Source organism: Streptomyces similanensis, from assembly GCF_039543625.1.
GTDB lineage: Bacteria > Actinomycetota > Actinomycetes > Streptomycetales > Streptomycetaceae > Streptomyces > Streptomyces similanensis.
This window is the reverse complement of the sequence record NZ_BAABKC010000014.1, coordinates 47391-70387: the sequence shown is the minus strand read 5'-3', so window position 1 is coordinate 70387 and position 22997 is coordinate 47391. Positions and strand designations below refer to the sequence as shown.

Here is a 22997-nt window from a genome sequence, read left to right as displayed (position 1 = left end):
ACGCGGCCGGCGCCCACGCGGCCGGCGGTCCCCACTCCGCCGCCGGCGCCCCCTCCGCGCCCGCGCTCCGGGAGTCCGGCGCCGACGGCGACGCCCGCACCCGCGAGGCGGCCGAGGCCGTCGAGGAGGAGACCGAAGAGACCGTCGCCGTCTGAGGGTTGGGGTAAGGTGACCTGCGGTCGCGGACGGTCCCGGCCGCCGCAGGCCAAGGAGGTGAGACCCATTACCGCAGTGTCAGGTCGGGTGCTCTCCCTCCTCGCCGCAGCGGCGCGGTCCACCGCCGCCGGGTGATCGCGGGAGCGCCCTTCGCCTCCCGAAAGGTCTCCGCCCGCCATGTCCGAACTTCCCTCTCCGCCCGTCACACCCGTCACACCCTTCCCGCCCGCCGCACGCGCCGAGGTCGTCACCGCGCTGCGTGCGGCCGGCTGCGTCTTCGCCGAGGACGAGGCCGAGCTGATCCTCGCCGCGGCGCGCACCCCGCGGGAGCTGACCGCGCTGGTGCGGCGGCGCGCCTCGGGCCTGCCCCTCGAACAGGTCCTGGGCTGGGCCGGGTTCCACGGTCTGCGGATCGCCGTCGAACCGGGCGTCTTCGTGCCCCGGCGCCGTACCGAACTGCTCGTCGACGAGGCCGTGGCCCAGGCGCCGCACGCCCGGCTCGTCGTGGACCTGTGCTGCGGCTCGGGCGCGGTGGGCGCCGCGCTGGCCGACGCGCTCGGACCGGTCGAACTGCACGCCGCCGACATCGACCCGGTCGCGGTGCGCTGCGCCCGGCGCAACGTGCGCCCCGCCGCCGGCCGGGTGCACACGGGCGACCTGTTCGACGCGCTGCCGGCCGCACTGCGCGGCCGGGTCGACATCCTCGCCGCCAACGTCCCCTACGTCCCCACCCGTGAGGTCGCCCTGCTGCCGCCCGAGGCCCGCGACCACGAACCCGCGGCCGCCCTCGACGGCGGCGCCGACGGGCTGGACGTCCTGCGCCGCGTCACCGCCGAGGCCCCCCGCTGGCTCGCCCCCGGCGGCTGCCTCCTGGTCGAGACCAGCGAGCGGCAGGCGCCCGCGGCCCTGGCCGCCTTCGCGGCGGCGGGTCTCGCCGCGCGCCTCGCCGTCTCGGCTGAGCTGTGCGCCACCGTCGTGGTCGGCACAGCGCGATAGGCCCGCCGGGCGCCCCGGCCGCGCCGTGGGCCCGCCGGGCGGCCGGCTCACGCCAGCGGCTGCGCCCGGGCCACCAGCAGGGCCACGTCGTCGTGGTTGTCCGGCTGGTGCAGGGTCCGCAGCAGCAGGTCGCACAGCTCTTCGAGCGGGCGCTCCGGGTCGTCCAGCAGCGACAGCAGCGTGTCCAGGCGCTCGTCCAGCGGGTGCCGGCGGGTCTCCACCAGCCCGTCGGTGTACAGCACCAGCTGGTCGCCCGGCTCCAGGTCGACGGCGGTGGTGGCGAACGGCACGCCCCCGACGCCCAGCGGCACCCCGGTGGGCAGGTCGAGCAGCTCCGCCGGCCGGCCCGGCCGGACCCGGGCCGGGGGCAGGTGCCCGGCGTTGGCGATCCGGCACTCCCGCGCGTGCGGGTCGTGAATGGCGTACAGGCAGGTCGCGATGGAGTGGTCGAGGCCGTCGGTGATGCGGTCCAGGTGCTCCAGCAGCCGGGCCGGGTCCAGGTCCAGCGAGGCCAGCGCCTTGGTCGCGGTGCGCAGCCGGCCCATCGTGGCGGCCGCGCCGATCCCGCTGCCCATCACGTCCCCGACCACCAGCGCCGTCTTGTCCTCGGTCAGCGGGATCACGTCGAACCAGTCGCCGCCCACCTCGATGGTGGCCCCCGCCGGCTGGTAGCGGGAGGCGACCTCCAGGCCGCCGGTGACGGACGGGTGCCGGGGCAGCAGACTTCGCTGGAGGGTCAGGGCGGTGTCCCGGACGTTCTGGTACCAGCGGGCGTTGTCGATCTGCACGGCGGCCCGGGAGGCCAGCTCCCGGGCCAGCAGGACGTCGTCCTCGCCGAAGGGCCGCGGATTGCGGGTGCGTTTGAGGTCCAGCGCGCCCAGCACCTCCCCGCGCGCGATCAGCGGCACGGCCAGGTACGAGTGCACCCCCGCGCGGCCCAGCAGCACGGCCGCCTCGGGGGAGCGGGCGATGCAGGTCAGGTCCTCCTCGCCGACGTGCGCCAGCAGCACCGGCTGCCCGGTGCGCACGCACTGGGTGACCAGCCGGTCGGGGCCGTAGCGGGCGATCTGGCCGGGCGGGTCGGCGGCCTCCAGGGCGTCGGCCGCGCGGTCCGCCCGCACCGCCAGGGCGCGGAACACGGCCGGCTCGGTGGGGCCCAGGCTGCTGCGGCGGCCCCCGACCACCGCGTCCAGCAGGTCCACGGCCGCCACGTCGGCCAGCTCGGGCACGGCGACCTCGGCCAGTTCCCGCGCCGTGCGGTCCAGGTCCAGGGTGGTGCCGATCCGGGTGGTGGCGTCGGCGATCAGGGTCAGGCGGCGCCGGGCGGCCTCCGCCTCGATGCCCGCCCGGTACCGCTCGGTGACGTCCACGATCGACACGGCCACGCCCAGGATGGTGCCGACGGCGTCCTCCAGGCGGTACAGCGAGATGGACCAGGCCTGGTCCTCGTCGGGTTCGGCGGGGGTGCGGCCGACGGTGAAGACGTCGACGACCGGCTGCCCGGTCTCCAGCACCCGGCGGGTCGCGGACTCCACCTTGTCGGCGTTCAGCTGCGGCAGCACCTCCGGGATCGTACGGCCGAGCCGCTGGGCGGCCGGGACGCCGTCGATCCGCTCCAGGGCCGGGTTGACGGAGACGTAGCGCAGCTCGGTGTCCAGGACGGCCAGCCCGATCGGGGACTGCGAGACGATCCGCTCGGACAGCGCCACGTCCCGCTCCAGGCGCCGCACGGTCGACTGGTCGGCGGCGAGCCCGAGCGCGTACACGTCCCCCCGGTCGTCCAGCAGCCGCATGTTGCGGAACTCGACCATGCGCGTGCTGCCGTCCTTGTGCCGGATCGGGAAGGCTCCCGCCCAGCCCCGGCCGGTGATCAGGACGTCGGCGAACAGCTGCACCACCACGTCCAGGTGCTCCTTGTGCACCATCAGCCGGGCGGCCGACCGGCCCAGCGCCTCCCGCGCGCTGTAGCCGAACAGCTCCTCGGCCTGCGGGCTCCACAGCACGATGCGGCCCTCGTCGTCCAGGACCACCGAGGCCACGCCCAGCACGTCGAGCAGCCCGCTGGGCGGCACCGGACCGCGGGGCGGCTCGCCGCCCTCGGCCGGAAGCCCCCCGGCTGCGTTCATCGCCCGCACCGCCTTCGCCCGTCCACGCGGCCGGCCGCCGCCGACACGCCCCGCTGCACCGCGCCCACGCTCACCTCTCCGAGGGTCCGTCGCTCTCCTCCACCATCCCTCACCACCCGGGCGGCCGTCCCGCCGAACCGGCCGGAAGGACCGCTTCCGGCGAGGACGCGGAGGCCGCCGGCAGTGCCCCGGACGGCGGGTGGTGCTTTGCTGGGGACGAGGGCGGGGCTCGGCTTCGAGGAGTCCGCGCGGCAGCACGGCGCGGTCACGAGAGGAGCGATCACGATGGACAGCGAGCGAGCGCATCCGCAATCCGTCTCGGTGGAGCTGAGCGGGTGCAGCAAGGAGGACGCCCGGGTCGTGTTCGACGCCCTGTGCGCCTGCTACGACTCCGACCGGTGCGCGGGCGAGGCGCCGCGGGACTTCGACGAGGTGCGTCCCACGGTGTGGCTCGGCACCTTCGACGTGGCCGGGACGCACGGGGCCGAGTGCGGTCCCACCCGGCTCGGGGCGTCCGTCACGGCCGACGTGCAGGGCGGCTACTGGGCGATCGACCGGTTCCGCACGACCCTGGACTCCCTGTTCACCGTCCAGGACCTGTGCACGGCCTCCGGCGACCAGGAGCGCGAGCTGCACGTGCGGCTGGAGACCCGCTGAGTCACCCGTACAGCCGCCGCCGGTGAGGAAGGCGGCGGCCGTACGGCCGTCGGAGTGACCGGACCCGGCCCGCGGCCGCCGCTCCCGTGCGCCCAGCGTTTGTGCAACTAGTTGCAAAAAGGCCCCGGCGTCCTCTACAACTGGCGGGTACGACGTCGCCACGGAGGGCCCGATGAGCCGTTACCCGCACCTGCTGAGCCCGCTCGACCTGGGCTTCACCACCCTGCCCAACCGCGTCCTGATGGGCTCCATGCACGTCGGCCTGGAGGAGGCCGAGCGCGGCTTCGAACGGATGGCCGAGTTCTACGCGGCCCGCGCCCGCGGCGGAGTGGGCCTCATCGTCACCGGCGGCATCGCCCCCAACGACGAGGGCCGCCCCTACGAGGGCGGCGCCAAGCTCACCACCGAGGAGGAGGCCGCCCAGCACCGCGTCGTCACCGACGCCGTCCACCGCGAGGGCGGCCGGATCGCCCTCCAGATCCTGCACTTCGGCCGCTACGCCTACCACCGCGACCTGGTCGCCCCGAGCCCCCTCCAGGCGCCCATCAGCCCCTTCGTGCCGCGCGAACTCACCGACGCCGACATCGAGCGCACCATCGACGACTACGCCCGCACCGCCCGCCTCGCCCGGCAGGCCGGCTACGACGGCGTGGAGATCATGGGCTCCGAGGGCTACCTGATCAACGAGTTCACCGCCGCGCGGACCAACCGCCGCACCGACCGCTGGGGCGGCTCGTACGACCACCGCACCCGCTTCCCGCTGGAGATCCTGCGCCGGGTGCGCGAGGCGGTCGGCGAGGACTTCATCGTCGTCTACCGGCTCTCCATGCTCGACCTGGTGCCCGACGGCTCCACCCTGGACGAGGTCGTCCGGCTCGCCCGGGCCGTCGAGGCCGCCGGCGCCACCCTCATCAACACCGGCATCGGCTGGCACGAGGCCCGCATCCCCACCATCGCCACCTCCGTGCCCCGCGGCGCCTACACCTGGGTGACGAAGAAGCTGATGGGCGCGGTCTCCGTCCCGCTCGTCACCACCAACCGCATCAACACCCCCGAAATCGCCGAGCAGTTGCTCGCGGACGGCTGCGCCGACATGGTCTCCATGGCCCGGCCGATGCTCGCCGACCCGGAGTTCGTCAACAAGGCCGCCGCCGGCCGGCCCGAGGCCATCAACACCTGCATCGGCTGCAACCAGGCCTGCCTCGACCACACCTTCAGCGGGAAGATCACCTCCTGCCTGGTCAACCCGCGCGCCTGCCACGAGACCGAGCTGGTGCTCTCCCCGACCCGGCGGCGCAAGCACGTCGCCGTCGTCGGCGCCGGGCCGGCCGGCCTCGCCTGCGCGGTCTCGGCGGCCGAACGCGGCCACCGCGTCACGCTGTTCGACGCCGCGAGCGAGATCGGCGGCCAGCTCAACGTCGCCCGCAAGGTCCCCGGCAAGCAGGAGTTCGACGAGACCCTGCGCTACTTCCGCCACCAGCTCGCCGCGCACGGCGTGGAGGTGCGGCTGGACACCTGGGTGGACGCCGCCGACCTCGACGGCCACGACGAGGTGGTCGTCGCCACCGGCGTCACCCCGCGCACCCCCGAGATCCCCGGCGTCGACCACCCCAGCGTCGTCGGCTACCTCGACGTCCTGCGCGACGGCGCGCCCGTCGGCGACCGGGTCGCGATCCTCGGCGCGGGCGGCATAGGCTTCGACGTCGCCGAGTACCTCACCGACGCCGGCGACAAGGCGAGCGAGGACCCGGCGGCGTACTTCCGCGCCTGGGGCGTCGACACCGACTACCGCGCCCCCGGCGGCCTGGCCGCGCCCGAGCGGCCCGCACCGCCGCGCACCGTGCACCTGCTCCAGCGCAAGGCCACCAAGGTCGGCGCCGGACTCGGCAGGACCACCGGCTGGATCCACCGCACCGAACTAAAGCACCGCGGCGTCACCATGGTCCCCGGCGTCAGCTACGACCGGATCGACGACGCGGGCCTGCACATCACCGTGGACGGCGCGAGCACGGTGCTGGAGGTGGACACCGTCGTGCTGTGCACCGGACAGGAGCCGCGCCGCGACCTGTACCGGGACCTGGTCGCCGCGGGCCGCTCCGTGCACCTCATCGGCGGCGCGGACGTGGCCGCCGAACTGGACGCTAAGCGCGCGATCAAGCAGGGCACCGAACTGGCGGCGGCGCTGTAGGGCCCCGGGCGTCCACCGGCCTTCCCTAGGATGACCGCATGTCACTCCCGCACGCCATCCTCACCGCCCTGCTGGAGAAGCCGTCGTCGGGGCTGGAGCTGACGCGCCGCTTCGACAAGTCGATCGGCTACTTCTGGTCGGCGACGCACCAGCAGATCTACCGGGAGCTGGGCAGGCTGGAGGCGGACGGCCTGATCCGCGCGCTGCCGACCGAGCAGCCGGCCCGCGGGCAGAAGAAGAGTTACGAGGTGCTGCCGGCGGGCCGCGCGGAACTGGTCCGCTGGACGGCCGCCTCCCAGGAGCCCAAGCCGCTCAGGGACGTCCTGCTGCTGCGGCTGCGCGCCGCCGCGGTGGTCGGGACGGGAGGTCTCGGGCCCGAACTCGCACGCCATCTTGAGCTGCACGAGCGGCAGTTGGCGGAGTACCGGGAGATCGAGGAGCGTGACTTCCCGCCCGGCAAGGACAGTTCGGCCGACCGGCTGCGCCATCTGGTGCTGCGGGCCGGCATCGACCTGGAGACCTTCTGGACCCAGTGGCTCCAGCACGCCCTGTCCGAGTTCGCCCGGCTGCCGCCCGACAACAGCCCTGCCGAGCACAACTGACGCTCTGTCAGGCGCGGCGTTGACGCCTCATCGGAGCCGGTACGGGCGGGAGCGGTGGCGCAGCACCCAGCCGGTGGCGATCAGCGCCACGCCCACCAGGCCGCCGCCCACGGCGAGGGTGAGCGGCCCGTAGTCCCGGGCGGCGCCGCCGAGGCCGCCCATCACCCCGCGCGACGGCGCGGTCGTGGCGCGGGCGGTCGGGGCCGAGGCGGCGGAGACGACCACGGACTGGGTGCCCGCCGTCATGTTGTTCGCGCACACCACGATCACGGTGTAGGTGCCCGCGGGCACGCTCTGCCAGGCGGCCGACTGGCTGACGGTCGTCCCCGCCAGCGCGATCCGGCGGCCCTGCGCGAAGCTGGTCTGCCCGCCGGCGAGCAGCGAGGCCGTGCCCCAGCCGCCGTCGACCAGGGTGCACGCGCTGGTGGTGACCGACACCGTGGAGCCGATGGCCTTCACGGCGATGCCCGCGCCCGCCGCCGCCGGTCCGGCGGCGAGCCCGAGCGCGAGGGCGGCGGCCGCCGCGGCCGGGGGGGTACGGAGGAGCGGCTGGGTGCTGTGCATGGGACTTCTCCTCCGGCGGCACGGTCGGCGGACCATCCCATGTGCCGCCGGAGAGAGGGAATCGCCCGTGCTGCCTCAGGGGCAGCCAACGCCCTCGGCCCGGCCGCCGCACCTCCGGCGCGCCCGCTCGGGTGACGGCCGGGCACGGGCGCCTCGTGCCGCCGGAGTCCGGCCGCGCGGGACTACGGCCGCCCGGTGGTCACCGCGCGCTCGGGGGTGAAGCCGCCCCAGGTGCCGTCCGGCAGCCGGGCGCGCAGCCGCACCCGGTGGCTCTCCCCGGCTTCGCGGCCCAGGTAGAAGCTGTACGACGCCTTCCCGCGGGGCGCGGAGTCGCCCCAGACGAGGGAGGTGGCCGGCCGCCCGTCCAGCTGGATCTGGTACTCCGTCACCACGCCGTCGGTGCGCGGCGCGACCCAGTCCAGGTCGAGGTAGTAGGCGCCGTCCGTGCGGTGGGTCGCCGCGTGGAAGGAGGTGGGCGCGGTGCCCCGGCCGTCGTCGGAGCCGGGCGCGGTGGTGAGCCGGACCGGCGGGCTGGCGGGGGAGAGGTTGTCGGCCGCGTCGCGGGCCCGGACGGTGAAGGAGTACCGGGTGCCCGGCCGCAGCCCGGTGACCACGGTCGCCGTCTGGCCGCCGCCCACGCTGTGGATCCTCGTCGTCCCCTGGTAGACGTCGTAGGAGGTCACGCGCCGGTCGTCCGTGGCCGCCGACCAGGACAGCTGGACGGCCCGGCTGCCGATCGCCCGGCCGCGCGGGTCGAGCGGGCGGGTCGGGGCCGAGCGGTCCGCCGCGGCGGCGGCCGGCGTCGTCGCCCGCGCCTCCCGGCTGGGCGGCCCGAGCCGGCCCTCGGTGTCGCGGGCGCGCACGGTGAAGACGTACGCGGTCGCCGGGGCCAGCCGGGTGACGTCCACCATGTGCTCGGACGCCGGTACGTCGGTCACCTTGGCGCCGCCGCGGTACACCTCGTAGACGCGGACGCCCGGCCGGGCGGCGACCGCGTTCCACATGACGTGCACGCTGGTCGCGCTGCCGGCCGTGGCGGTGACCCCGGCCGGCGCTCCGGGCAGCGCGCCCCCGTCGTCGTCCGCGGCGCCCGGCGCGCAGCCGGCCAGGACGGCCAGCGCGCCGCACACCGCGACGACACGCCCGGGAGCGCGGCCACGGCGGGGGACAGGACCCGGAACGCGTCGCACGAGGGCTGCCTCCCCGTCAACTGCGGCGCGGACGGCCCGGACGCCGCACGGTCAATGGTCCGGACCAATATGCCGCCTCGGTGAGGGCACATCAAGAGGGCGGTGTCCGGCGGCCCTGGGCGGCCTCCGCGCCGGGTTGCGTATGCTGACGTCATCCCGGCCGAACTGCCGTCCGTCAAAGACCAGTTCGTGCCGAGGCGCGGACCGCTGTCGTCGCTGAGCCCGCGCCGGCGCGGGCGGTCGGGGGCCGGGCCCGCGCGGCTCCGCCCCCGGCCGCCCCGCACGTGTTGCGGGCCATGCGCCGCCCGGTCACCTAACGTGGGCCGCGATCACCTTCCATTCATATGTGAGGAATGTCCTTTCATGTCCCCGAGGAGAGGGTTCCCCATCGTGCGTGTCCAGTCGCTGACGCTCGTCGCGGCGAGCGCCGCCCTGCTCGCTCCGACGACGCTGCCCACCGCCCCCGCGCCGCCGCCGGACCGGCCCCGCGAGGAGCCCGTGGCGCACACCGGGGAACCGGCGGCGCGCGGCGAGGGGGCGACGGCACGCGGCGAGGGCGAGGTGCGCGCCGCCGACCTGCTGGCCCTGGTACGCGACTGCGCGCAGGTCTCGCGCGGCCGGCTCCGCCCGGACGCCGGCCGGCCCGCCACGATCCCGGTCTGCGGGCTGCCCGGCGCGGTCTTCTGGAAGGCCGACATGGACATCGACTGCGACGGCCGGCCCACCCGCCGCTGCAACCGCCGCACCGACCCGCACTTCTCGGCCTCCGCCGCCTACCAGCAGTCCGACGGCCGCCGGCTGAACGCCGAGCGGCTGCCGTACATCGTGCTGCCCGCCCCGAGCCGCGTCTGGGACCACCGCGACCACGCGGTGGGCGGTGGCTCCGTCGCGGCCATCGTCTACCGGGGCCGGGTGGAGTACGCGGTGGTGGGCGACATCGGCCCGCGCGACCTCCTCGGCGAGGCCAGCTACGCCGCGGCCCGGCGCCTCGGCATCCCCGCCGACCCGCGCGGCGGCGGCGCCCGCTCGGGCGTGACCTACATCGTCTTCGAGCACTCCCGGGTCCGCCCCATCGAGAGCCACCGGGCCGCGGTGGCGGAGGGCGAACGCCTGGTCCGGCGCCTGCTGACCAGCACCGGCACCGAGCTCCCCACAGACTGACCCAGCCGGCCCCTTCCGGCCCGGGGCCGCCGAGCTGCCTCCCGTCCCGAGCGGTGCCCGGTCCCACCCGCCCGCGCCGGTACGCGACCCGCGCCGGCTCGCCCCGCCCACGCTCGCCCACGAGACCGACGCCCGCACCGGCCCCGGACCGGGTGCGGCCCGCAGCCGCCTCGGCCGGGCGTGGGCTCATGGCGCGCGGTGGCGACACGCGGCCGTCGGTACTCCGGGGCGGCCGTCCCCGCCGGACGGAGTCCGGGGCGGCGGGCGGAGTCCGGGGCGGCGGGCGGAGTCCGGGGCGGCGGGCGGCGGGCGGCGGTGGAACCCTGGCCGGTCGTCGGCCCGCGGCTGCCTGCGGCCGGGGCGGGTTCGCGCTACGCGGTGGCGGCGCGGGGCCGTGGCTTCGGGCGGCCGCCATCGCCGGTCGCGGTCCGCGGCGGTGGGCCCGCGGGGGCCGGGGGACGGGCGTGGGTCCCGGGCCGTCCCGGCCGGGCGGCCGGTGCGGGCAGGGCCCGGCCGTCCTCCGGGCGCGGACGTCGCCTCACGCCTTGCGGTAGCTGTACGCCTCCGTGGCCGCCTCCGTCACCGCGTCGAGGTCGGCGCCGGTGGCCGCCGTGACGACCGCGGCGACCGTGCCCTCCACGAACGGGGCGTCCACCAGACGGGTGTCCTCCGGCAGTTCGTCGCCCTCGGCGAGCAGCGCCTTCACGGTGAGCACCGCGCTGCCCAGGTCCGTCAGGACGGCGACCCCCGCGCCCCGGTCGACGGAGGCGGCCGCCGCGGCGACCAGCTCCGCACTGGTGCCGAGGCCGCCGTCCGGCCGCCCGCCCGCCGGCGCCACCGGCACCGTCACGCCGCCGCCCACGAGCCCCTTCGCCAGCTCGGCCACCGACTCCGCGACCGCCGCACTGTGCGACACCAGCACGATTCCGACCAGCTTGCCGTCGCCCATGTCAGCCCTCCGCCCCTTCGGCAGCCGCCACGAGCGCCGCGATCAGCAGCGCGGACGACGTGGCGCCCGGGTCCTGATGCCCCTTGCTCCGCTCGCCCAGATAGCTCGCCCTGCCCTTGCGCGCCTGGAGCGGGGTCGTCGCCTCGGCGCCCTCCTCGGCGGCGGAGCGGGCCGCGGCGAAACCGTCGCCCAGCGCCTCCACGGCCGGCACCAGCGCGTCGATCATGGTCTTGTCGCCCGCCGAGGCGCCGCCCAGCTTCATCACCCCGTCCACCCCCGCCCGCAGCGCCTGCGTGAACTGCTCCTCGCTCACCTCGGCGTCGTCGCCGAGCGCCTTGCCGGTCCGGCGCAGCAGCGTCCCGTACAACGGCCCGGACGCCCCGCCGACCGTGGAGATCAGGTGCCGCCCGGCCAGGGTGAGGACTCCGCCCGGCGTGTCCGGCGCCTCCTTCTCCAGTTCGGCCCGCACGGCCCGGAACCCGCGCTGGAGGTTGCTGCCGTGGTCGGCGTCCCCGATCGGCGAGTCGAGAGCGGTGAGGCGGTCGGCCTCGCGGTCGACGGACGCGGCGGTCGCCGTCATCCAACGGCGGAAGAAGTCGGCGTCGAGCACAGGATCTCCCTTGCGTGGTAGGTACGGTTCAGGCACGGCCGGGGGATCACACGCCCCAGCGCAGACCGGGCGTGTTCACCGGCGCGTCCCACAGCCGCAGCAGTTCCTCGTCGATCTGGCACAGCGTGACCGACGCGCCCGCCATGTCGAGGGAGGTGACGTAGTCGCCGACCAGCGTGCGGGCCACGGCGACCCCGCGCTCGGCGAGGACCCGGTGCACCTCGGCGTTGAAGCCGTACAGCTCCAGCAGCGGGGTGGCGCCCATGCCGTTGACCAGCAGCAGCACGGGGTTGCGCGGGTTCAGGTCCTCCAGGACCGCGTTGAGCGCGAAGTCGGCGATCTCGCCCGAGGTCATCATCGGCCGCCGCTCCCGGCCCGGCTCGCCGTGGATGCCGATGCCCAGCTCCAGCTCGCCGGCCGGCAGGTCGAAGGTGGGGCTGCCCTTGGCGGGGGTGGTGCAGGCGCTCAGCGCGGCGCCGAAGCTGCGGGAGTTCTCGTTGACCTGCCGGGCGATCGCCTCCACCCGCTCCAGCGGCTGTCCCTCGTCGGCCGCGGCGCCCGCGATCTTCTCCACGAACAAGGTGGCCCCGGTACCGCGCCGGCCGGCCGTGTACAGGCTGTCGGTGACCGCGACGTCATCGTTGACCAGCACTTTCGCGATCTGGATGCCCTCGTCCTCGGCGAGTTCGGCCGCCATGTCGAAGTTGAGCACGTCGCCCGTGTAGTTCTTCACGACGAACAGCACACCCGCCCCGCTGTCCACCGCCGCCGCGGCCCGCACCATCTGGTCGGGGACCGGAGAGGTGAACACCTCGCCCGGACAGGCCGCCGACAGCATCCCCGGGCCCACGAACCCGCCGTGCAGCGGCTCGTGCCCGGACCCGCCGCCGGAGACCAGGGCGACCTTCCCGGCCACGGGAGCGTCCCGCCGTACGATCACCCGGTTCTCCACGTCGACCGTCAGTTCGGGATGGGCGGCGGCCATCCCGCGCAGCGCGTCCGCGACGACGGTCTCGGCGACGTTGATGAGCATCCTCATGGGTACCTCCTACTGAGCCGGCCTACCCGCAGTATCGACCTTGCGGCACCGAAGGTCACGTGCGCGGACCGCGACGGCGGGGTCGCGCGGGGGCGCCCGTCAGGCGGTCGGGTGGATCTCGCGTCCGCCGCGGCCGTCGCGACGCACGGCGTGCACGGCGTCGAACCCGGCGGCCCGGGTGGGGCGGCGCGGCCGGCCCGACGTCGCCCGGACGCCGGCGTCCGGCACGCGGGCGCGGGCCGCGCGCAGGGCCTCGCGGCGCGGGGATCCGGCTGGATCGGGCGGGAACCAGTGGGCGAGGACGGTGGCGCCGTGCGCGTGCCCGGCGGCCACCAGGGGGCGCCGCTCCTCGGGGGAGGGGCGGGTGTCGCCGACGGCCACCGGGCGGCCCGCGCCCGGCTCCTCCTCGATCGGCCACGTCTGCCGGGCCTGCCGGCCGCGCGCCCCGCGCGGGAAGAGGTCCTCGCCGACCAGGCCGAAACGGCCGGCCAGGTGACCGCGGGAGAAGGCCGGCCTGCCCGACGCCCGGAGCCCGACCACCACCGCCGACTCGGTCACCCCGCGCCGCCCCCTCCGCCCTGGGACGCCTTCACCGCCCGGCCCCGCCCCCCGGCCCCGCCTCCTGCGCTCGCGCCCGGGCGTTCAGCCCTCCACGCGCTGCTCCGTGAAGCTCCAGGCGTACTGGAGCCAGTCCGCCAGTGTCACCGCGCCGAGCCCCGCGCACACCAGCCGGGTCGCCCGGGGCGCCCACGCGTAGCCGCCGGCCAGGGCGCCGGCCACCCACACCGAGCTGCAGAACGGGCAGGACACCAGGTCGCCGACGGCCCGCCGCACCCCGTCACCGCGCGGCTCGTCCATCACCTCGCCCGCCGGGATCTCCTCCGTACGGCGGGTGAAGGGAGCCCGCAGGAAGCTCGTGACCTTGTCCTTGGTCAGCAGCCGGGACCCCTTGTACGTCGCCGCGCCCAGCAGCAGCACGTCCCACGGCGGGACGTGGTCCGGCAGCCGCACCCCGCGCCGCCGGGCCGTCGCGGCGAACAGCGTCGCGCCCGCGGCGAAGGCCGTCGCGAGCGCCGCGTACCCGCCCAGGGGCACCCCGCCGCCGTCGTCGTAGGACCGTTTGCCGGCCGCCATGCGGACCTCCCTCGTCCTGCCGGGCCCGTGGTGCGGGCCCGGTCGTCACCCGGCCCCGAGTGCCCCGCCCCGTTCCCCGCCACACGCACCCGTGCGGCGACGGGACAACGCGACGGCACCGCGCACGAACGATCGTGCGCGGTGCCGTCGCGTCGGATGTGCCGCCCGCTCTCCGTGCGGTCGCCCTTCGGCTCGCCCCGCTGCTCGGGTGTGCCGTACGGCGGCGGGTCAGTGGCCGCCGGGCCCACCGCTGCCGAACGAGCCGCTGCCGCCCTCGTCCCAGCGCGGGCGCGTCTGGTCGGCGCTGGTCCGCGAACCGTGCGCGTTCAGCCGGTGCGGCGTCAGACGGTCGCCGTCGCGGGGCATCTCGTCGGGCTCCCTGTTCTCCAGCACGTCGCCCACGGGGCCCGAGTCGGGCAGGCGCGGCTGCTCCTCCGGGCGCGGCGGGGCGGGTTCGCGGCGGCGGATGCGGGCTCCCAGGAAGAAGGCGCCGATCAGCAGCGCGACCACGACCAGGCCGATGCCCGCGAACGGCCAGACGTGGGTTCCCTGGGCTGCGGCGATGTCCAGCGATGCGGTTCTCATGGAGCGCGGGTACCCCAGGTCAGCGCCGTGAACCGGCCCGCTCGGGCGACGCCCGCCCGCTCACTTCTCCCGTGCCCGCCGGGTGCTGGAGCGGTTCGCCTTGCGGATGGCGTCCAGCAGTTCGCCCTTCGACATGCGGGAGCGTCCCTCGATGCCGAGCCGCTTCGCCGTGTCGTACAGGTGCTCCTTCGAGGCGCTCTCGTCGACGCCCTCGCCGCTGCGGCCGCCCTGGCCGCGGGGCCGGGCCGACCGCGGGTCGGAGGGACCCTTGCGGCCGCCCTCCTTGCGCTCCCAGTGGTCGCCGACCTTCTCGTACAGGTGCTTCAGCGCGCCGTACGCCACCCGGTGCGCCCGCTCGCCCTCGCCGTACGTCTCCACGGCCGAGTCGTGGGCCTTGATCCAGGTCCGCCGGGCGTCCTCGGACGAGCGCTCCAGCGTCGACGGCAGCTCCTGTCGTCCGGGCACGGATCCCACCTCCCGTCGCTCTCGTCCTACGTTCTCCCGCGGGCCGACGGGTGCCCCACGGGGGCGGCGGAAAACGGCTGTACCCCTTGGGAACACAGGGTTTGGCGGGGGTGGCACCGGCTACCCGCCCGAATGTGACTTCGACATCCACGACCCCATCGACGACTTCGCAACAGGAACTCATCCAGTTCCTGGAGGACCGGTTCGCCTGCGCGCAGGCGTGCACGGAGTGCGCGCGGGCCTGTGCGCTGCGCGCGAGCCTGGTGGATCCGGGCGGCGACGAGGAGCAGGAACTCCTGCGCCGCAAGGGGATCATGTGCGCGGAGGTCTGCGACGCGACCTGCCGCATCCTGTCCGAGCAGAACAGCCAGGACGAGGCCGGCATCCGCGCCCAGCTGGAGTGGTGCCGGACCGTGTGCCTGGAGGGCGCGCACGTCTTCGACCGGCACCCGGGCGCCGAGCAGACCGCGGACGCCTGCCGCACCTGCGCCAAGGCGTGCGAGGAGTTCCTCGCGACCCTGACCTGACCCGCCCGCACGGCGCTAGCCTTCCGGCATGGAGCCGACGGAGCGGACGCCACGCACGGTAGGGACGGCACGGGCGGCACGGGCCGAGCGGGTGGCACGGGCTCAGGCCGTGCCCGCGGGCGACCCCGGCCTCTTCGGGCCCGCCTCGGTCACCTGGCAGCTGCACAGCGACCCCGTGATGTGGATCGCCGGCATCCGGGCGCTGTACCTCCAGGCCCTGCACCCGCGCGCGGTGCGCGGCGTGATGGAGAACTCCGACTTCCGGCGCGACGCCTGGGGCCGGCTCCGGCGCACCGCCGACTTCGTCGGCACCACGACGTACGGCACCACCGAGGCCGCCGAACGCGCCGGCGCGCGGGTGCGCGCGATCCACCGCAAGCTGTCGGCCACCGACCCGGACACCGGGGAGCGGTTCCCGGTCGACGCGCCCGACCTGCTGCTGTGGGTGCACTGCGCGGAGATCGACTCCTACCTGCACGTGCTGCGCCGCTCCGGTTTCCCGCTCACCGACGCCCAGGCCGACCGCTACATCGCCGAACACCGGACCAGCGCCCGCCTGGTCGGCCTCGACCCCGCCGCCGTGCCCGCGGACCGGGCCGCACTGGCCGCCTACTTCGAGGCGGTGCGTCCCGAACTCGCCGTCGGGGCCGACGCCCGCGCGGTGGACGACTTCCTGCGTCGGCCGCCCACGCACCCCCTGCTCGTCCCGGCGCGCGCGGTGCTGTGGCGGCGCGTGGCCCACCTGGCGTACGCCGCCCTGCCCCCGTACGCCCACGAGCTGTACGGCCGGGCGGCGCCCGCGCCCGCCGTGGTCACCCGCCGGCTGCGCACCACCGGCGCCCTGCTGCGCCGCGTCCCCGCCCAGGTGCGCTGGCGGCTCCCGCCCCGGCACGTGCTCCGCGCGGTGGCCCGACTCGGCCCCGAGACCCGCCCGGCACCGTACGCGGCCCGTCGATGACCCCGCCCGGCACCGCCCCCACCCCTCGATGACCCCACCAGGGCCGGCCCCCACCGGCGCCCGGCCCCCTGGCAGCCCCGGATCGCCGCGTGCTACCAAGAGTCATGAGCGCACACGCGGCACCCGGCGGCATGGCGGCACCCGGCGGAACGTACGACGCGGTGATCGTCGGCGGCGGGCACAACGGACTGGTCGCCGCCGCCTACCTGGCCCGGGCGGGACGGTCGGTGCTGGTGCTGGAACGGCTCGACCACACCGGCGGCGCGGCCGTCTCCACCCGCCCGTTCACCGGCGTCGACGCCCGCCTCTCCCGCTACTCCTACCTGGTCAGCCTGCTGCCCCACAAGATCGTCCGGGATCTCGGCCTGGACGTCCGGCTGCGCACCCGCACCATCTCCTCCTACACCCCCGTCGAACGGTCCGGCCGGCCCACCGGCCTGCTCGTCGGCGGCGGCGAGGACCGCACCCGCCGCTCCTTCGCCCGGCTCACCGGCTCCGACCGCGAGTACGCGGCATGGCGGCGCTTCTACGCCCTGACCGGCCGCGTCGCCGCGCGCGTCTTCCCCACCCTCACCGAGCCGCTGCCCACCCGCGCGCGGCTGCGCCGCCGGGTCGACGACGAGGAGGCGTGGCGCGTCCTGTTCGAGGAGCCGATCGGCGTCGCCGTCGAGGACCGCTTCGCCGACGACCTGGTGCGCGGCGTCGTCCTCACCGACGCCCTGATCGGCACCTTCGCCGACGCCCACGACCCGTCCCTGGCGCAGAACCGCTGCTTCCTGTACCACGTGATCGGCGGCGGCACCGGCGCCTGGGACGTACCGGTCGGCGGCATGGGCGCCCTGACCGACGCGCTCGCCGACGCGGCCCGCGCGGCCGGCGCGCACCTCGCCACCGGCCACGAAGCGCTGCGGGTGACCTCCGACGGCCGCGCCGCCGAGGTCGCCTACCGCACCCGTGACGGCGGCGAACGCACGGTCGGCGCCCGGCACGTCCTGGTCAACGCCTCCCCGCAGACCCTGGCCGCGCTGACCGGCGACGCACCGCCGCCGCCGGCCGAGGGCGCGCAGCTCAAGGTGAACATGCTGCTCAAGCGGCTGCCCCGGCTCCGCGACACCGCCGTCGACCCGCGCGAGGCGTTCGCCGGCACCTTCCACATCGCCGAGGGCTACCGCCAGCTGGCCGCCGCCCACGCCGAGGCCACCGCCGGCCGCCCGCCCAGCGCGCCGCCCTCCGAGATCTACTGCCACTCCCTGACCGACCCCACCATCCTCGGCCCCGACCTGGCCCGGCGCGGCTACCAGACGCTCACCCTGTTCGGCCTGCACACCCCCGCCCGCCTCTTCACCGCCGACCACGACGCCGTACGCGAGGAGCTGCTGAAGGCCACGCTCGCCCAGCTCGACGCCCACCTCGCCGAACCGCTCGCCGACTGCCTGGCCACCGACGCCGAGGGCCGGCCCTGCATCGAGGCGAGGAGCCCGCTGGACCTGGAACGCGACCTCCGGCTGCCCGGCGGCAACATCTTCCACCGCGCGCTGAGCTGGCCCTACGCCCAGGAGGGCGCCGGCCGCTGGGGCGTGGCGACCGGGCGGCCGAACGTGCTGCTGTGCGGCGCGGGCGCGGTGCGCGGCGGCGGGGTCAGCGGAGTGCCCGGGCACAACGCGGCCATGGCGGTGCTGGAGGAAGGGCGGCCCTCGGCTGACTGAATGCCTCCGCCGTCGCTGGGCACTCCGACAGGCGAAGGACAACCCGCACGACCCGGCCGCCCGCGCGGCGGCCGCACCACCCCCCACGGGAGGTTCCCATGGCCGACCTCAGCCCCATCGACCTCCAGAAGGCGCTCAGCGGCGCCGACTATCCCACGGACAAGCAGCACCTGGTGGACCGGGCCCGCGAGAACAAGGCCAACGACAAGATCGTCAGCCGGCTCGACGGCCTCAAGCAGGACCACTTCGACGGACCGAACGAGGTGCAGAAGGCCGTCTTCAACGAGTGACGCCCCCGCTCGCCGCCGCAGGCCCGCCGCCCCGCCCGGGAAGCGGGCCTGCGCCGCGTTCCCGGCCCCTTCCGACTCCTTGACCTCGCCCCGCCGCGGGCCGAGGATCAGCTGCCATGACCCCTGGACACGGCAGCACGGTCGGCGCGATCCTGCGGCGCAGCGCCCGCCGCACCCCGGCGCGCGTCGCCGTCGAGTACGGCGAGCGCTCCTGGACGTACGCCGGACTCGACGACGCCGTCTCCCGCGCGGCGGCCGTCCTGCTCGGCGCGGGCCTCGCCCCCGGCGACCGGGTCGCGGCCTATGGACACAACTCCGACGCCTATCTGATCGCCTTCCTCGCCTGCGCCCGCGCGGGCCTGGTGCACGTGCCGGTCAACCAGAACCTCACCGGCGCCGACCTCGCCTATCTCGTCGGCCAGTCCGGCAGCGCCCTCGTCCTCGCCGACCCCGACCTCGCCGGACGGCTGCCGGCGGGCGCCGCCTCGCTGCCCCTGCGCGACACCGGCGACTCGCTGCTCGCCCGGCTCGCGGACGCCGTGCCGTACGACGGCCCCGAGCCGCGCGCCGAGGACCTGGCGCAGCTCCTGTACACCTCGGGCACCACCGCCCTGCCCAAGGGCGCGATGATGACCCACCGCGCGCTGGTCCACGAGTACCTGAGCGCGATCACCGCCCTGGACCTGCGGGCGGGGGACCGGCCGGTGCACGCGCTGCCGCTCTACCACTCGGCGCAGCTGCACGTCTTCCTGCTGCCCTACCTCGCCGTCGGCGCGACCAACGTCATCCTCGACGCCCCGGACGGCGACCGCCTCCTCGACCTGGTCGAGGCGGGCCGCGCGGACAGCCTGTTCGCCCCGCCCACCGTCTGGATCGCCCTGGCCGGCCGCCCCGACCTCGCCGCCCGCGACCTCGGCGGACTGCGCAAGGCGTACTACGGCGCCTCGATCATGCCGGTGCCCGTGCTGGAGCGGCTGCGCGCCCGGCTGCCGGAACTGGCCTTCTACAACTGCTTCGGGCAGAGCGAGATCGGCCCGCTCGCCCTGGTCCTCGGCCCCGACGAGCACACCGGCCGGATGGACTCCTGCGGCCGGCCCGTGCTCTTCGTGGACGCCCGCGTGGTGGACGAGCGGGGCGAGGACGTGCCCGACGGCACGCCCGGCGAGATCGTCTACCGCTCGCCGCAGCTGTGCGAGGGCTACTGGGACAAGCCCGAGGAGACGGCCGCCGCCTTCCGCGACGGCTGGTTCCACTCGGGCGACCTCGCGGTGCGCGACGCCGACGGCTACCACACGATCGTCGACCGGGTGAAGGACGTCATCAACTCCGGCGGCGTGCTGGTCGCCTCGCGCCAGGTCGAGGACGCGCTGTACACCCACCCGCGGGTCGCCGAGGCCGCGGTGGTCGGCCTGCCCGACGAGCGCTGGATCGAGGCCGTCACCGCGTTCGTCGTCCCGCGCGGCGAGGTCACCGAGCAGGAACTGATCGGCCACGCCCGCGAGGCACTCGCCGCCTTCAAGGCGCCCAAGCGGGTGTTCTTCGTGCCGGAGCTGCCGCGCAACGCCAGCGGCAAGATCCTCAAGCGGGAACTGCGCGACCGGTTCGCCGCACGGTCCTGACCCGCGGGGACGGCGCGCGGGGACGCCGCTCAGGAGCGCAGGTCCACGATCCGCCTGATCTTGCCCACCGACCGCTCCAGGGACTCCGGTTCCACGATCTCCACCGTCACCGACACCCCGACGCCGTCCTTCACCGCGGCCGCGATGGACCGGGCGGCCGTCTCACGCGCCGCCGGCACCGCGCCGGGACGGGCTTCGGCCCGGACGGTGAGCGCGTCGAGCCGGCCCTCGCGGGTCAGCCGGAGCTGGAAGTGCGGCGCGACGCCCGGGGTGCGCAGCACGATCTCCTCGATCTGGGTCGGGAAGAGGTTCACCCCGCGCAGGATCACCATGTCGTCGCTGCGCCCGGTGATCCTCTCCATCCGCCGGAAGACCCGCGCCGTGCCCGGCAGCAGCCGGGTCAGGTCCCGCGTCCGGTAGCGGATCACCGGCATCGCCTCCTTGGTGAGCGAGGTGAACACCAGCTCCCCTTCCGCGCCCTCGGGCAGCACCTCCCCGGTGACCGGGTCGACCACCTCGGGGAAGAAGTGGTCCTCCCAGACGTGCAGGCCGTCCTTGGTCTCCACGCACTCCTGGGCGACGCCCGGTCCGATCACCTCGGAGAGGCCGTAGATGTCGACCGCGTCGATCCCGAACCGCTCCTCGATCTCCCGCCGCATCCCCTCGGTCCACGGCTCCGCCCCGAACACGCCCACCTCCAGCGAGGTGGAGCGCGGATCGACGCCCTGCCGCTCGAACTCGTCGAGCAGGGTGAGCATGTACGACGGCGTCACCATGATGATCCTCGGCCGCAGGTCCTGGATCAGCCGCACCTGGCGGGCGGTCATCCCGCCGGAGGCCGGGACGACCGTGCAGCCGAGCCGTTCGGCGCCGTAGTGCGCGCCCAGGCCGCCGGTGAACAGGCCGTAGCCGTAGGCCACGTGGACCACGTCGCCGGGCCGGGCGCCGGCCGCGCGCAGCGAGCGGGCCACCATGTCCGCCCACATCGACAGATCGCTCTCGGTGTAGCCGACGACCGTGGGGCGGCCGGTGGTGCCGCTGGAGGCGTGCAGGCGGCGCACCCGCTCGCGGGGCACCGCGAACATCCCGTACGGATAGTGCTCCCGCAGGTCCGCCTTGACGGTGAACGGGAAGCGGGCCAGATCGGCGAGGGAGCGGCAGTCGTCGGGGCGCACGCCCGCCTCGTCGAAGGACTCCCGGTAGAACGGCACGTTCTCGTACGTGTGCCGCAGCGAGGAGCGCAGCCGCTCCAGCTGGAGGGCTCGCAGCGCCCCGGCGTCGAGCCGTTCCCCCGAGTCCAGCAGCTCCGTCGTACCCGCCATCGGGACTCTCCCTCAACAAACATGACAATACGGTCGACCGATCATTCGGTCGAGATGCTGGGGACCCTAATCCAGGCCACCCCCCGGCGGGCAAGAGGCCGGCGGAGAAAAACCCGGCAGGCCACAGCTGTCCCAAGGTCCCCCTCACGTGGCCTGTCGGCGGCTCGGCACGATCGCTAGGCTGACCCGCGGACGACGGAATCGGGAGGAGCACGGACGTGGCCGAGAGCACTGTCCAGCAGCACCCGCTCGCGGGATGGGACAAGCCGGAGCTGGACCTGAGCAACGCCGAGTGGCAGTCCAGCAGCCGTGGCCTGGGGGATGTCCAGATCGCCTTTGTCGAGGGATTCATCGCGATGCGCAACAGCGAGCGCCCGGAGAGTCCCTCCCTGATCTTCACCCCGGCGGAATGGGGCGCGTTCGTGTCGGGCGCCCGGGAAGGGGAGTTCGACCTCACCTGAGCGGACGCCGATCCGGGGGTGTTCACCGCGCTTTCGGGGACACGCGATCAATCAAGCCCCACCGGGGCGCCCGCCTGAGCAAGGCTGGAGCCGGCCCCGGAAGGGGGACGGTCGCCATCCGAAGGTGAGGAACCCATGAGCACCCCACCGGTCGTCGTCGCGGTCGACGGCTCCGACGACAGCCTGCGCGCCCTGGACTGGGCCCTGGACGCCGCCCGGCGCCGCGAGGCGCCGCTGCGCGCGGTCCATGTGCGCCAGTACGCCGCCTGGTACCAGCCGGACGTCCTGGTCGCCGGACCACCGCAGGGCGAGGACGACGACCCGGTGCTCGACCAGGCGCGCGCCCGCCTGGCGGACCGCGACACGGGCGCGGTGTCCGTGGAATACCTCGGCCTGGACGGACTGCCCGGCGCCCTGCTGCCCGAACTGGGCTCCACCGCCCAGCTGTTGGTGCTCGGCTCCCGGGGCCGCGGCGGCTTCGCGAGCCTGCTGCTCGGCTCCAACGGACTCGCCGTCGCCCGCGACGCCGACTGCCCGGTCGTCGTGGTGCCCCGGACCGACCGCGCGACGCCCGGCGAGGCGCCGCACGCACCGGGAGCGCGGATCGTCGTCGGCGTCGACGCCGACGGCCCCGACGAGGCCGTGCTCGCCTTCGCGTTCACCGAGGCGGCGCTGCGCGGCGCCCGGCTCCAGGCGGTCGCCGCCTATCCGTGGCCCGTCCAGCCCTGGCTGGTGCCCGGCGAGGTCGCCCCGCCGGTCGTCGACCAGGACGCGGTGGAGCGCGACACCCGGGCCCTCGTCGAGGACTTCCTCGCCGCGCACCGCACCCGGCACCCGGACGTGGCCGCCGACGTCACCGTGACGCCCGGCGACGCGGCCGGCCAACTGGTCGCGGCCGCCCAGGGAGCCGATCTGGTCGTCGTCGGCCGCCACCGCCGGCGCCTGCTCTCCCCGGCCCGGATGCTGGGCTCGGTCACCCACGCCGTCCTGCTGCACGCGCCGAGCCCGATCGCGGTCGTCCCCCCGGCGCCCCCGCAGGAGTGAGCGCGACCGCCGCCCGGGCGACGCGGCCCGGCCGGGGCCCCGCGGGCGGCGGCGACCGCCCCCCGGTCGGGCGCCGCCCGCACGTCGCGCCGACCGCCCGGACACGTACCATGGCGGCATGTCGTTCCTCCGTCGCCGCAGCGCCACCCCCGCCGGGCCCGACTTCGACGTACTGGCCATGGACCCGGGCGACTGGCCCGGCAATCTCGGCGCCGGGCTGCTGCCCGCGCCCGACGGCACCTGCCAGGGCGTCTTCCTGCGCTACGACCTGTTCGGCGGCCGGGGCACCGCGATGATCATCGGGAACCTCCCCGAGGGCTCCCCGGCCCGTGAGGTCCCCGAGGGCGAGATCCCCTTCGAGGTCGCCCAACTGCTGCTGGCCCTGGAGAACGACGAGGAGGTCACCGTCGTCGGCACCGAGGACATGCCGGTGCTCCAGGGCGACAACCTGCTGATCGTGCGCCGCCTGAAGCTCTCGGAGAGCCGCGTCTCCTGCGTGCAGTTCGACCGCAGCGACGGCGTCCTGGTCACCATCGCCGCCTGGGACCGGCCCATCACCGACGACCTGTACGCCCTCCTCAAGCCGCTGCCGGCCGAGCTGTTCCAGCAGGGCTGACCGGACGACCACGACCACGACCGCGCGGGGCC

Annotated in this window: 24 protein-coding genes; 13 read left to right on the top strand and 11 right to left on the bottom strand. The window is 75.5% G+C overall.

All coding sequences use genetic code 11. The features are described 5' to 3' along the window. Window positions 1-333: 333 nt before the first annotated feature. The gene (locus tag ABEB07_RS06165; RefSeq protein ID WP_345667358.1) at window positions 334-1152 is read left to right on the top strand and encodes a putative protein N(5)-glutamine methyltransferase; all 819 of its coding nucleotides are present in this window, start codon (window positions 334-336) and stop codon (window positions 1150-1152) included. Between the two features lie 47 nt (window positions 1153-1199). Here the strand turns inward: ABEB07_RS06165 and ABEB07_RS06160 are convergent, their stop codons facing one another. Next, window positions 1200-3278 (bottom strand): SpoIIE family protein phosphatase, encoded by a 2079-nt coding sequence (locus ABEB07_RS06160; RefSeq protein WP_345667357.1) that lies wholly within the window; start codon window positions 3276-3278, stop codon window positions 1200-1202. A 285-nt stretch (window positions 3279-3563) separates the two neighbouring features. Here ABEB07_RS06160 and ABEB07_RS06155 point away from each other — a divergent pair, with 285 nt between their 5' ends. The 3 genes from ABEB07_RS06155 (at window position 3564) to ABEB07_RS06145 (ending at window position 6725) form a co-directional block, all read left to right on the top strand. Further along, complete coding sequence (locus tag ABEB07_RS06155) at window positions 3564-3935, top strand: hypothetical protein (RefSeq protein ID WP_345667356.1); 372 nt, start codon at window positions 3564-3566, stop codon at window positions 3933-3935. A 172-nt stretch (window positions 3936-4107) separates the two neighbouring features. Then, a complete protein-coding gene (locus ABEB07_RS06150) occupies window positions 4108-6123 on the top strand; it encodes an NADPH-dependent 2,4-dienoyl-CoA reductase (protein WP_345667355.1) in 2016 nt (671 codons plus the stop codon). 38 nt (window positions 6124-6161) lie between these two features. Then, a complete protein-coding gene (locus tag ABEB07_RS06145) occupies window positions 6162-6725 on the top strand; it encodes a PadR family transcriptional regulator (protein ID WP_345667354.1) in 564 nt (187 codons plus the stop codon). A gap of 27 nt (window positions 6726-6752) precedes the next feature. On the opposite strand, the gene ABEB07_RS06140 is transcribed toward ABEB07_RS06145, so the two are convergent. Next, a complete protein-coding gene (locus tag ABEB07_RS06140) occupies window positions 6753-7289 on the bottom strand; it encodes a hypothetical protein (RefSeq protein WP_345667353.1) in 537 nt (178 codons plus the stop codon). Between the two features lie 182 nt (window positions 7290-7471). Continuing rightward, window positions 7472-8479: a fibronectin type III domain-containing protein gene (locus ABEB07_RS06135; RefSeq protein ID WP_425588962.1), complete on the bottom strand. Its 1008-nt coding sequence runs from the start codon at window positions 8477-8479 to the stop codon at window positions 7472-7474. A 390-nt stretch (window positions 8480-8869) separates the two neighbouring features. Between ABEB07_RS06135 and ABEB07_RS06130 the strand changes: the two genes are divergently transcribed. Beyond that, window positions 8870-9640 carry a glycoside hydrolase family 75 protein gene (locus ABEB07_RS06130; protein WP_345667362.1) on the top strand — a complete coding sequence of 257 codons (771 nt, stop codon included), beginning with the start codon at window positions 8870-8872 and terminating at the stop codon, window positions 9638-9640. A 538-nt stretch (window positions 9641-10178) separates the two neighbouring features. On the opposite strand, the gene dhaM is transcribed toward ABEB07_RS06130, so the two are convergent. The 7 genes from dhaM to ABEB07_RS06095 form a co-directional block, all read right to left on the bottom strand. Continuing rightward, window positions 10179-10589: a dihydroxyacetone kinase phosphoryl donor subunit DhaM gene (gene dhaM, locus ABEB07_RS06125; RefSeq protein WP_345667352.1), complete on the bottom strand. Its 411-nt coding sequence runs from the start codon at window positions 10587-10589 to the stop codon at window positions 10179-10181. Window position 10590: 1 nt separating this feature from the next. Further along, complete coding sequence (gene dhaL / locus ABEB07_RS06120) at window positions 10591-11199, bottom strand: dihydroxyacetone kinase subunit DhaL (protein ID WP_345667350.1); 609 nt, start codon at window positions 11197-11199, stop codon at window positions 10591-10593. A 46-nt stretch (window positions 11200-11245) separates the two neighbouring features. Further along, on the bottom strand, window positions 11246-12238 hold the full coding sequence (gene dhaK / locus ABEB07_RS06115; protein WP_345667349.1) for a dihydroxyacetone kinase subunit DhaK: 993 nt from the start codon (window positions 12236-12238) through the stop codon (window positions 11246-11248). Window positions 12239-12337: 99 nt separating this feature from the next. After that, window positions 12338-12796 (bottom strand): ATP-binding protein, encoded by a 459-nt coding sequence (locus tag ABEB07_RS06110; RefSeq protein WP_345667348.1) that lies wholly within the window; start codon window positions 12794-12796, stop codon window positions 12338-12340. 84 nt (window positions 12797-12880) lie between these two features. Next, window positions 12881-13372 (bottom strand): DUF1360 domain-containing protein, encoded by a 492-nt coding sequence (locus tag ABEB07_RS06105; RefSeq protein WP_164584599.1) that lies wholly within the window; start codon window positions 13370-13372, stop codon window positions 12881-12883. A gap of 228 nt (window positions 13373-13600) precedes the next feature. After that, window positions 13601-13957, bottom strand: coding sequence for a DUF6479 family protein (locus tag ABEB07_RS06100; protein WP_164584598.1), 357 nt, complete (start codon window positions 13955-13957; stop codon window positions 13601-13603). Between the two features lie 60 nt (window positions 13958-14017). Beyond that, window positions 14018-14422, bottom strand: a complete 405-nt coding sequence (locus ABEB07_RS06095; protein ID WP_345667347.1) for a ChaB family protein — start codon at window positions 14420-14422, stop codon at window positions 14018-14020. A 134-nt stretch (window positions 14423-14556) separates the two neighbouring features. Here ABEB07_RS06095 and ABEB07_RS06090 point away from each other — a divergent pair, with 134 nt between their 5' ends. From ABEB07_RS06090 to ABEB07_RS06070, 5 genes are all read left to right on the top strand, one after another. Further along, window positions 14557-14949: a ferredoxin gene (locus ABEB07_RS06090; protein WP_176147944.1), complete on the top strand. Its 393-nt coding sequence runs from the start codon at window positions 14557-14559 to the stop codon at window positions 14947-14949. Window positions 14950-14977: 28 nt separating this feature from the next. Further along, entirely contained in the window at window positions 14978-15907 is a 930-nt protein-coding gene (locus tag ABEB07_RS06085; protein WP_345667346.1) for an oxygenase MpaB family protein, read from the top strand. A gap of 104 nt (window positions 15908-16011) precedes the next feature. Continuing rightward, on the top strand, window positions 16012-17613 hold the full coding sequence (locus ABEB07_RS06080) for a phytoene desaturase family protein (RefSeq protein WP_345667345.1): 1602 nt from the start codon (window positions 16012-16014) through the stop codon (window positions 17611-17613). A gap of 98 nt (window positions 17614-17711) precedes the next feature. Then, a complete protein-coding gene (locus ABEB07_RS06075) occupies window positions 17712-17903 on the top strand; it encodes a DUF2795 domain-containing protein (RefSeq protein WP_164583983.1) in 192 nt (63 codons plus the stop codon). 116 nt (window positions 17904-18019) lie between these two features. Continuing rightward, on the top strand, window positions 18020-19522 hold the full coding sequence (locus ABEB07_RS06070; RefSeq protein WP_345667344.1) for an acyl-CoA synthetase: 1503 nt from the start codon (window positions 18020-18022) through the stop codon (window positions 19520-19522). Window positions 19523-19551: 29 nt separating this feature from the next. Here the strand turns inward: ABEB07_RS06070 and paaK are convergent, their stop codons facing one another. Continuing rightward, complete coding sequence (gene paaK, locus ABEB07_RS06065) at window positions 19552-20844, bottom strand: phenylacetate--CoA ligase PaaK (RefSeq protein ID WP_345667343.1); 1293 nt, start codon at window positions 20842-20844, stop codon at window positions 19552-19554. 218 nt (window positions 20845-21062) lie between these two features. On the opposite strand from paaK, the gene ABEB07_RS06060 reads away from it, so the two are divergent. The 3 genes from ABEB07_RS06060 to ABEB07_RS06050 all read left to right on the top strand — a co-directional run bounded on the left by ABEB07_RS06060 (window position 21063) and on the right by ABEB07_RS06050 (window position 22965). Next, the gene (locus ABEB07_RS06060; RefSeq protein WP_164583980.1) at window positions 21063-21305 is read left to right on the top strand and encodes a DUF397 domain-containing protein; all 243 of its coding nucleotides are present in this window, start codon (window positions 21063-21065) and stop codon (window positions 21303-21305) included. A gap of 135 nt (window positions 21306-21440) precedes the next feature. Beyond that, window positions 21441-22349: a universal stress protein gene (locus tag ABEB07_RS06055; protein WP_345667342.1), complete on the top strand. Its 909-nt coding sequence runs from the start codon at window positions 21441-21443 to the stop codon at window positions 22347-22349. 118 nt (window positions 22350-22467) lie between these two features. Then, window positions 22468-22965, top strand: a complete 498-nt coding sequence (locus tag ABEB07_RS06050; RefSeq protein ID WP_164588275.1) for a hypothetical protein — start codon at window positions 22468-22470, stop codon at window positions 22963-22965. Window positions 22966-22997: the final 32 nt, after the last annotated feature.